The organism is Actinomyces sp. HMSC075C01, assembly GCF_001812965.1.
Taxonomy (GTDB): domain Bacteria; phylum Actinomycetota; class Actinomycetes; order Actinomycetales; family Actinomycetaceae; genus Actinomyces; species Actinomyces acetigenes.
In genome coordinates this window covers 28,564-38,372 of the sequence record NZ_KV810983.1, presented here as the reverse complement: position 1 = coordinate 38,372, position 9,809 = coordinate 28,564, and the positions used below count along the sequence as shown (strand labels likewise).

The 9,809-nt window shown below is 70.3% G+C and carries 5 protein-coding genes and 1 riboswitch; all 5 genes read left to right on the top strand.

Annotated elements, in window-relative coordinates:
- Nucleotides 1–153 precede the first annotated feature (153 nt).
- The 5 genes from HMPREF2883_RS04960 (at nt 154) to HMPREF2883_RS04940 (ending at nt 9,722) form a co-directional block, all read left to right on the top strand.
- The gene (locus tag HMPREF2883_RS04960; RefSeq protein ID WP_256277336.1) at nt 154–384 is read left to right on the top strand and encodes a hypothetical protein; all 231 of its coding nucleotides are present in this window, start codon (nt 154–156) and stop codon (nt 382–384) included.
- Between the two features lie 905 nt (nt 385–1,289).
- A riboswitch (TPP riboswitch) is annotated at nt 1,290–1,434 on the top strand.
- A 53-nt stretch (nt 1,435–1,487) separates the two neighbouring features.
- On the top strand, nt 1,488–2,573 hold the full coding sequence (locus tag HMPREF2883_RS04955; RefSeq protein ID WP_070659307.1) for a thiamine ABC transporter substrate-binding protein: 1,086 nt from the start codon (nt 1,488–1,490) through the stop codon (nt 2,571–2,573).
- Nucleotides 2,570–4,570 (top strand): ABC transporter permease, encoded by a 2,001-nt coding sequence (locus tag HMPREF2883_RS04950; RefSeq protein WP_256277335.1) that lies wholly within the window; start codon nt 2,570–2,572, stop codon nt 4,568–4,570. Before HMPREF2883_RS04955 ends, HMPREF2883_RS04950 begins: the two co-directional genes overlap by 4 nt.
- Nucleotides 4,567–5,745 (top strand): ABC transporter ATP-binding protein, encoded by a 1,179-nt coding sequence (locus HMPREF2883_RS04945; protein WP_070659305.1) that lies wholly within the window; start codon nt 4,567–4,569, stop codon nt 5,743–5,745. The genes HMPREF2883_RS04950 and HMPREF2883_RS04945 overlap by 4 nt, the downstream gene beginning before the upstream one ends.
- A gap of 323 nt (nt 5,746–6,068) precedes the next feature.
- The gene (locus HMPREF2883_RS04940; RefSeq protein WP_256277334.1) at nt 6,069–9,722 is read left to right on the top strand and encodes a DUF4011 domain-containing protein; all 3,654 of its coding nucleotides are present in this window, start codon (nt 6,069–6,071) and stop codon (nt 9,720–9,722) included.
- Nucleotides 9,723–9,809: the final 87 nt, after the last annotated feature.

The following is a 9,809-nucleotide window of genomic DNA, read 5'->3' as shown; positions in this document are numbered from 1 at the left end:
AAAACACCCCAAACACCCCTATGAATAAGCCTCCTGGCCTGCGCCGCGGCTTCCGTCCTCAGCGACCCGGGTAGGCACGAGAGGAAGGTCTACGATTTAGTGGGAAGTAGAGCGGTCTCCACCGCCGACGTCACAGGCCATTTGAGCTGCGAGGTGAGAGACATCAGCCTGGGCGAGTACCGGCAGCTGCTTGCCGAGGGCGGGATGCCGGCCTTCCGCCAGTCCTTGATGCTCTCGATCGCCAGTGTCATCCGGTACGGGTTCTTGGCCAGGACGGGTGATGACCTTCCGTACCTGCTGGGCCGGGAGTCCACGGATCCGCTCTCCGCGGCGGTCAAGGCCGTCGTTGAACGCCGCTCAGGTCTATCAATCGAGAACAACTGAAATTATCAGACATTCAGTTCCTCAGTCATTATATTCTGAGATGGTTGAATGAGATTTGGTATCGATTTTGGTGGCGGGGAAGGTTCTGGGGCGTGCGCCTGTGGGTGCGAACTATGATGATGTCGCCCGCAAGATCATTTTGTTCCAATGGAGAACTGCCGAGATGTCCTATCAAAGTGTTGAGACCTATGCGCGCCGCGGATGTGTTGGCTGTTGCCACTGTGAGGGGGGTTCTCGCAATATCGCGAGAACTGCGGCCCTGTGGATGATTGGCTTATTTACGTGCGGCTTCGGACTCTTGGCCATTCCTTTCTTTAGAAAATGCGTCTACTGTGAGCATGGCACGTTTCTGAACGGCCACAATCCGCATGTCGGCAGGTAAGGCTGACCCAAGGCGGATGAGCCCAGGGGCGCCGGGCTTCGCCACCATGACCCCGCAGAGTCGATCAGGCACACGGCTTGGTGTCCACAGCGCTGACATTAACGACCCTGCCGTCGAAGCACCCCGTGGGGATCGTTGGAATCCTGCGGTTCTTCTTCGGCATGCAGCACCGATGCGCCTGTGATGTCAGCACCATGGACACCAGCGGCCTGCTACGACCCGCCAGGCCTCGTCCATCGGCCCTCCGTCACTTCCAGAGCAACCGCCACCCACCTTGGAATCTTGTCTGAGCGAGAGTCTCTGAAGTCAAGCAGACCAAACTGACTGCTGCCCCCACGCGTTCGTACCTTATGCCTCGCGTTCGGGGGTTCAGGGTACGAACCGGTGGCCTACGGTACGAACTGGCGGCGTACGGTACGAACGCGCGGGAGGGGGATGCGGGTGGGGGCCGCGGCAGGGCTCGGGCGCGTGGCACGGGCCGGACGGGGTTGGTGTCGGCGGGCGTCCTCGAACTAGAGTCGACCTGCAACGACAGGGGAGCGCCCCGTCGTCGGCCCGGCCGCCACTGGCCGATGGGCCGCCGCCGATGGCGCTGAGAGTGCGGAAGCCCGCAGACCCTCGAACCTGCTCCGGTTAGTACCGGCGAAGGAAGTCGAGACCATCTCCCCGGCGCGCCGCAGGTGGTCGCCGGGCCCTCCGGAGAACCATCCAGGAGGCACACATGAGTATCCAGTCCACCCGCCGCCCCGGCCGGCCCCACCCGGCCCTCAGCCGCCGCGCCCTGCTCGCCGGAACCGCCGCCGGCGCCGTCGGCCTGGGCCTGGCCGCCTGCGGCAAGGGCAAGAAAGCCGACTCCAAGACCGTCACCGTCGTCACCCACGACTCCTTCCACGTCTCGGAGGACCTCCAGAAGGCCTTCACCTCCGAGACCGGCTACACCCTCAAGGTCGCCACCTCCGGGGACGCTGGCGCCCTGGTCAACAAGCTCGTCCTGACCAAGGACGCGCCCCTGGGCGACGCCGTCTTCGGCATCGACAACACCTACGCCTCCCGCGCCCTCGACCAGGGCGTTATCGACACCTCCGCCACCGTCACCCTGCCCAAGGGCGCCGAGAGCTACGTCGTCGCCGACACCCCGGCCCTGGCGCCCATCGACGTCGGCGACGTCTGCCTCAACATCGACACCGGCTACTTCACCGGCAAGGGCCTCACGCCCCCCGCCACCTTCGAGGACCTCACCAAGCCCGAGTACAAGGGCCTGCTCGTGGCCATCAACCCCACGAACTCCTCACCCGGCATGGCCTGGCTGCTGGCCACCATCGGCCACTTCGGCGCCGGCTCCTTCGCCGACTACTGGAAGCAGCTCATGGCCAACGGCGCCCGGATCGCCGAGGACTGGAGCGCCGCCTACGAGACCGACTTCTCCGGCAGCGGCAAAGGCACCTACCCCATTGTCGTGTCCTACGCCTCCTCGCCCTCCTTCACAGTCTCCAAGGACAAGAGCTCCAGTTCCACCTCCGCCCTGCTGGACACCGCCTTCCGCCAGGTCGAGTACGCCGGGGTCCTCAAGGGCGCCGCCAACCCCGAGGGCGGCAAGGCCTTCGTGACGTGGATGCTCTCCAAGGCCGTCCAGGAGGACATCCCCGGCCAGATGTACATGTACCCGGTCTTGCCCGACGCCGCCCTGCCCGAGGCCCTCACGAAGTTCGGCCCGCTGTCGAAGTCGCCGGTGAAGGTCGACCCCAAGGAGATCACCACCCACCGCGAGGAGTGGCTGGGCACCTGGACCGAGGCCGTCGGCAAGTGAACGCGCCGGGCGAGGAGACCGCCGCCGCCGCGCGGCCCGACGCCGCTGCCTCCCGCAACGCTGAGTCCGCCGGGATGCTCCGCCGGGCTCGGGCGGTGGCCGGGGCGCAGCGCTCGGCGGATGGCTCGGGAGGCGGTCCGGTCCGGCCCGACGCCGGAGCCTCCCCAGTGCCGGTGCCGAGGACGGCGTCGGGGTCGGCAGTCCTGCCGGCCGGGGGAGGCGCCGCTGCCCGAGGTGCCGGCGGCCCCCGGCCCGGCTGGGGTGAGCGGGCCGGCTGGGGTGAGCGGGCCGGCTGGACCCTGGCCGTCGTCGGCCCGCTGGCCTTCCTGGCGGTCTTCTTCGCCTGGCCCGTGGCCACGCTCATGGGCCGCGGCCTCGCTCCCGACGGCGCCCTGGACCTGAGCGGCTTCGGCGAGGTCCTGGCCCGCGAGCGCACCTGGCGGATCCTCACACAGACCCTCACCCAGGCGGTACTGGGCACCGCCGTGTGCGTGGCCCTCGGCATCCCCGGCGCCCTCGTCCTCTACCGGCGCGCCTTCCCCGGCCGCGACCTGCTGCGCGGGGTGGTGACCGTGCCCTTCGTACTGCCCAGCGTCGTCGTCGGCGTCGCCTTCCACGCCCTGGTCACCCGCGGCGGGCCCCTGGAGGCCCTGGACCTGGACGGGACCCTGACCGCGGTCGTCGCCGCACTGGCCTTCTTCAACTACGGGCTCGTGGTGCGCACCGTGGGCACCATGTGGTCGCGCCTCGACCCGCGCGCCGTGGAGGCCGCCCGGGCGCTGGGGGCCTCGCCGATGCGGGCCTTCGCCACCGTCACCCTGCCCGCGCTGGCCCCCGCCATCGCCTCGGCCGCCTCCCTGACCTTCCTGTTCTGCGCCACCGCCTACGGGGTGGTGCTCGTGCTCGGCGGGGTGGGGATCGGCACCGTCGAGACCGAGATCTACCGGCTGACCACCCAGTACCTGGATCTGCGGGGCGCCGCCGTCCTGTCCGTGGTTCAGCTCGGCGTCATCGCCCTGGCCCTGTGGGTGGCCGAGCGGGCGCGCGCCGCCACCCAGACGCGCCTGCGCCTGCGCACCGAGGTGCCCGCCCCACGGCTGCGCGCCGCCGACGCCCCCGCGCTCGCGGTCACCGCGGCCACGGTCGGGGGGCTGCTGGTGGCGCCGATGGCGGTGCTGGTGGCGCGCTCCCTGCAGCGCGACGGCGCCTGGACGCTGGCGAACTACACCGACCTGGGCTCGACCGGCGGGCGCAGCGCGCTGCTCGTGACCGTGTGGGAGGCGGCCGCCAACTCGGTGGCCGTGGCCGTGGTGGCCGCGGCCATCGCCCTGAGCCTGGGGGTGGCGGTGTGTCTGGTGGTCTCGCGCCGACCCCGCAGCCGGGCGTTGGCCCGGGTCATCACCGGGCTCGACGCCGCCTTCATGCTGCCGCTGGGCGTGTCCGCCGTGACGGTCGGCTTCGGCTTCCTCATCACCCTGGCGCGTCCGCCGCTGGCCCTGACCCGCTCCTGGTGGATCCTGCCGCTGGCGCAGGCCGTCGTGGCCGTGCCGCTCGTGGTGCGCACCCTGCTGCCGGCGCTGCGCGCCATCGACCCGCGCCAGCGCGAGGCGGCCGCCGCCCTGGGGGCCGGGCCCGGCCGGGTGCTGCTGAGCGTGGACGGGCCCCAGCTGCTGCGCGCCGGCGGGCTGGCGGCCGGCTTCGCCCTGGCGACGTCGCTGGGGGAGTTCGGGGCGACGTCGTTCCTGGCCCGCCCCCAGGAACCGACCCTGCCGGTGGTCGTCTACCGGCTCATCGGCAGCCCCGGCTCCCAGAACCAGGGGATGGCGCTGGCAGGGGGCGTGGTCCTGGCGGTGGGCAGTGCCGCCGTCATGCTCGGCTGCGAGTGGCTCCAGACCCGGCTCGGCCCCAGGCGGGGCGGGAGCGCGGGCGCGACGGGTGGAAGCAACGAGGCGGCCCGGTCGCGCGGGCCCAGGACGGACGGAGGCGAGCGGTCATGAGCCCTACTGCCAGTGACACCAGTGCTTCGACGGGCCTGTCCGTGCGCGGGCTCGCCGTGACCTACGGGGACCTGCGCGCCGTCGATGGCGTCGACCTGGAGGTGGCCGCCGGGGAGGTCGTCGCCCTCCTGGGGGCCTCGGGCTCGGGCAAGTCCTCCCTGCTGCGGGCGGTGGCCGGCCTGGAGGATGTGGCTGCCGGTGAGGTCGCCTGGGCGGGGCGGAGTATGGTGCGCGTGCCCGTCCACAAGCGCGGCTTTGGCCTCATGTTCCAGGACGGCCAGCTCTTCGAGCACCGCGACGTCGGCAGCAACATCGCCTACGGGCTCACCGGCCTGCCGCGTGCCCAGCGGGGCGAGCGCGTGCGCGAGATGCTTAAGCTCGTCGGCCTGCCCGGCTTCGAGCGGCGGCGCGTGACGACCCTGTCCGGTGGGCAGGCCCAGCGGGTGGCCCTGGCCCGGGCGCTGGCCCCGGCGCCGAGGCTGCTGCTGCTCGACGAGCCCCTGTCCGCCCTGGACCGGGCCCTGCGCGAGCAGCTGGCCACCGACGTGCGCACCATCCTGCGCCAGGGCGGTACGACGGCGCTCTACGTCACCCACGACCAGGACGAGGCCATGACCGTGGCCGACCGGGTAGGTGTCATGGAGGGCGGCCGCCTCCTGCGCCTGGACACCCCCCAGCGCCTGTGGGCCGACCCCGCCAGCAGCAAGGTGGCGCGGTTCCTGGGATTCGACGTCGTTGGCGACCTTGCCCTCGCGCCCGGCGCGCTGCGCGTGGTGGAGGCCGCTGAGGGGGAGCCAGGGGAACCGGGGGAGCGGGGTGGGGCCGCGCAGACGGAGACACCGGCGGCACCGGAGACACCGGGGACGCTGCCGGCCACCCTGCCGGCCACCGTGCTGGCCTCGCGGCTGCGTCGCGGCCAGTGGGAGGTGGAGGTCGAGCTCGATCCCGAGCGGCTCGCAGGCCTGGCGGGGCCGGACGGGTTGGCCGAGTTGGCGGGGCCGGACGGGCTGGCCGAGTTGGTCGGGCCAGACGGGCCGGCCGGCGTCGGGGCGGATGTCCCGGCTGAGCGTGAGCCGGCCCGTGCTACCCGTGCTACCGCCCTGACCCGGCGCCCCCACGCTCCTGGGACGCGCGTCGCCCTGAGCCTCGATCCCGCCCGCACCGCCCGCCTGTAAGACACCAGCGCGGAAGACCCGCCGTCGCGTTCGTACCTTATGCCGCGCGTTCGGGGGTTAAGGGTACGAACCGGCGACCTACCCTACGAACACGCGGGGAGGGGCTCTTCGGAGGAATGGTCTGTTCCTTTCAGGGGCCGTTGTAATCTGCGCTTGTCGGCCGGAGCAATCCCTATCCCCTGCCCGCAGCGGCCGTCCACCGGCGGCCATCGGCGTCCCTCAACGACAGGCTCGTGGTGTGCGGGGCGTCCGAGCCGGCCCAGCCGAGTCGGGCGAGCGGGATGACGCCCATCCCTTCACCACCCATGAACCGCATGAACTCCATGACCTCTGACAACCTGCCCGTTTCCAAGGCGCCCACGCCCGTCCAAAACTGGCAGAAGAGCCTGCTCGACCTCTCCCTGCGCAACCCCCTCATCAATCGCATCTCTCGCGACGCCGTGGAGCTGCGCGTCCCGCCGGCGCTCATCGGTGAGTTCGAGGATCTTGTTAATGACAAGGAGTACATCGCCCTCGCCGCGGGGCGATACCGGCCCGCTGGGCTGTCCGACGACGGCCTTCAGCAGGAGCAGATCCGAGCGGAATCACTCCTGCAGGAACGAACCGTCGAGGTCGAGCTGGCACCCAAGGAGCGTGTGCAGCGCCTCCAGGCCCTGGCCACCAGCGCCCGTACCGCCGTCGAGGAGACCGGCGCCAACAATCTTTACCTGGCCATCGGCACCCTCCATTGGGACAGTGACGGCAGCCGCCTGCACTCCCCGCTCATTCTCATCCCGGTCAACCTCGAGCGGATCGGCGACGACTTCAGGCTTATCCTCGACGAGACCGGCGCCTCCACACCCAACTACTCCTTCCTCGACCGTTTCGCGCGGGACACCGGTATCGAGCTCACCGAGCTGAGGAGCCCGAAGCTCGACGAGCACGGCATCGACCTTCGAGCCACTCTCGACAACGTGCGCGACCGTCTGCGACGTGCCGGCTGGGACGACGTCGTCACCCCCACGGTCCACCTGGGACTGTTCCGCTTCTCCACCTACCGGATGTGGAAGGACCTCGAGGACCACTGGCCGACGATCTCCGCCAACCCTCTCGTCGCCCACCTCATGGCCGGAGGGCACCACAACTTCGTGGACCCGGCTGGGCCGGCTCACACGGATCTCGATATCGACGAGGCGACCCAGGACCTGCCCCTGGCCGCTGACTCCGCTCAGGCCCGAATCGTGGCCGACGCCGTCGCCGGGCGCAGCCTCGTCGTCGAGGGGCCGCCCGGAACGGGAAAGTCCCAGACCGTCTCCAACCTCATCTTCCGGGCACTGGCCATGGGGCGGACCATCATGTTCGTCGCCGAGAAGAAGTCAGCCCTCGACGTCGTCGCTCGGCGCCTGCGCGAGGAGACCGGCATCGGGGACCTGCTGCTCAACCTGCACGACAACGGAATGAAGCCGACCGAGGTTCGTCGGGCACTGCGCCGCGCCCTGGCCCTGCGGCGAGGAGAGCCCGGAGACGGCGCCGGGTCCGAGGTCGGCGCCGGTGAAGTGGCTGAGCGCACTGACCCGACTGTGCTGCGCTCCGAGCTGGCCGGGATCCGCGCCGAGCTCGACACCTACCGCCGAGGCCTGTACGAGCCGGCACCGGATGGCCCGTCCTATAGCGGGCTCCGAGAGATACTTGCCCAGCTCGGGGGCTCTGAGGACTCCGCCGATTCTGCGGCCGCCCAAGCCGCTCTGGAGGAGCGGGCCCGCGCCACCGGCCTGGACGCCTTCGACGCCGCCGCCCACAACCGGCTCATCGAGCGCTACCGCAGCACTCTCCAAGAGCTGCGGGCAGCCCTCACCCCCGAACTGCTCGACGTCGTCCTGGCCCACCGCGACCAGGTCCTTCAGGGCGCCGCCGCCCGCGCTGAGGCACTGCGCAGCGAGCTCAACCGCCGTCGCAGCGCCATGAGTGTGCGCGAGCTGATCCGCACCTACGGCGACCTCATCACCGCCCTGACTCCCTGCCTGCTCGTCTCGCCCGACTCGGTGGCCCGGTTCTTCCCGGCCGACCGCCGCTACGTGGACATTGTCGTCTTCGATGAGGCCTCCCAGATCCGGGTGGCCGATGCCGTGGGTGCCATGGGGCGCGGCCGCAGCGTGGTCGTGGTCGGTGACCCCAAGCAGATGCCCCCCACCCCCGCAGCCGGCGAGACACGAGGGGGGCAGGCGGCCGAGGCCGACTCCATCCTCACCCGGTGCCTGGACAGCGGCCTGCTTCAGCGCCGTCTCACCTGGCACTACCGCAGCCGGGACGAGTCCCTCGTCGCCTTCTCCAACCGCCACTACTACGACGGCAAGCTGCTCACCTTCCCGAGCCCGCTGACCATGGCAGCCGGCTCTGATGACGGCCCCGGTGGGCACGGCATCTCACTGCGGCGGGTTCGCGGCCGCTACTTCCGGCCCGAGGACAGGGCTCGGCACCCCAGTGCTTCTCCGAACACCAATCCGCACGAGGCTCAACGCGTCGTGGAGGAGGTGCTCCGGCACGTCGAGGCATCCCCCGAGCGCTTGCCCTCGCTGGGCGTCATCACCTTCAACGACCGCCAGCGCGACCTCATCGAGAACAGGCTGCGCAAGGCCGCATCACCCCGAGTCATTGAGGCCCTCGACGCCCGAGACGGCCTGTTCGTCAGAAACCTGGAGAACGTCCAGGGTGAGGAGCGCGACACGATCCTGTTCTCAGCGACCTTCGCCGCCAATGCGCACGGTGACCTGCCGCTGAACTTCGGGGTGCTCAACCATGCCGGAGGCGAGCGTCGCCTCAACGTGGCCATCACTCGGGCCCGCAGGCAGATCATCATCTTCACCAGCTTCGACCCCCAGGACCTGCACGCCGAGCGCACGGCCCACCGAGGAGTCAAGGACCTGCGCGCCTACCTCCACCAGGCCGCCGAGGGACGGGCCCCACGGGCCCTGCCGGCCTCGCAGAGCCCCCTTAACTGGCACCGGCGTGAGATCGCCGAGGCGCTGGACGCTGCCGGGCTCGTGGTCCACACCGGCGTCGGTCACTCCACCTTCGAGATCGACCTCGTGCTGGCACGTGCCGACCAGCCAGACCTCCCCACCGTGGCCGTCATGCTCGACGGGCCGCAGTGGAACAAACGAGAGGGCGTCGTCGACCGCGACCTGCTGCCGGTCGAGGTCCTGCACACCATGGGCTGGCAGCGGGTCGAGCGGGTCTGGATGCCCGAATGGGTGGCAGACCCGAAGGCCGTCGTCGCCCGACTCGTCACGGCAGCCGGCGGCCACTGGGTGCCGCCGACGCCGTCAACCACCGTGCTCGAATCGGGGCAGGCTACCCGTGATGAGGACGCTGCGTCGCTGACCGACGACGACTCGAAGGCTGATGCCCGGGGCGCCACCGACGTGGGCGGCAAGGCGCCGGTTCCTGCTTCCGGCCCGCGTGCCCCTGGCGAGGAGTACACCGCTTGGACCCCGGCGGGTGTGCGCCCCCTGGAGATCCTCGACCGAGCCAGTACTGACCCTGAGGCCAGAAAGGTGCTTGTCGAGGTCGCCACCGCCATCTGCCAGGTCGAGGCCCCGATCTCCAAGCATCGGCTCTACGTCAAGATCTCCCGCGCCTTCGGACTGTCGCGAACCGTCAAATCACGCGAGGAGTCGATCCGGGCGGCCCTGGGGGAGGCCTTCGCCTACTTCGACGAGGACGGCTTCGTGTGGGCCTGCCGGGACGACGCGCTCGCGGCTCCGACCTACCGTCGTAACGCCTTGGACCATGTGGGGTCCATCCAGGAGATCCATCCCCGCGAGCTGGTGGGACTCATGGCCCAGGCATGTGCGAAGAACCCGGAGTGGGCCTCCCAGGAAGACCTGTTCAGGTGGGCACTCAAGCGTCTGAGTGCGAAGAACCGCAGTCTTGGAGCGCGTGGGGTGGCGGAGGCTCTCACCAAGGCCCTCAAGGACGTGGAGGGCGTGCGCGCGTAGCCACCGGCCCCGCCGTCGTGTTCGTACCCTATGCCTCGCGTTCGGGGGTTAAAGGTACGAACCGGCGACCTACCCTACGAACACGCG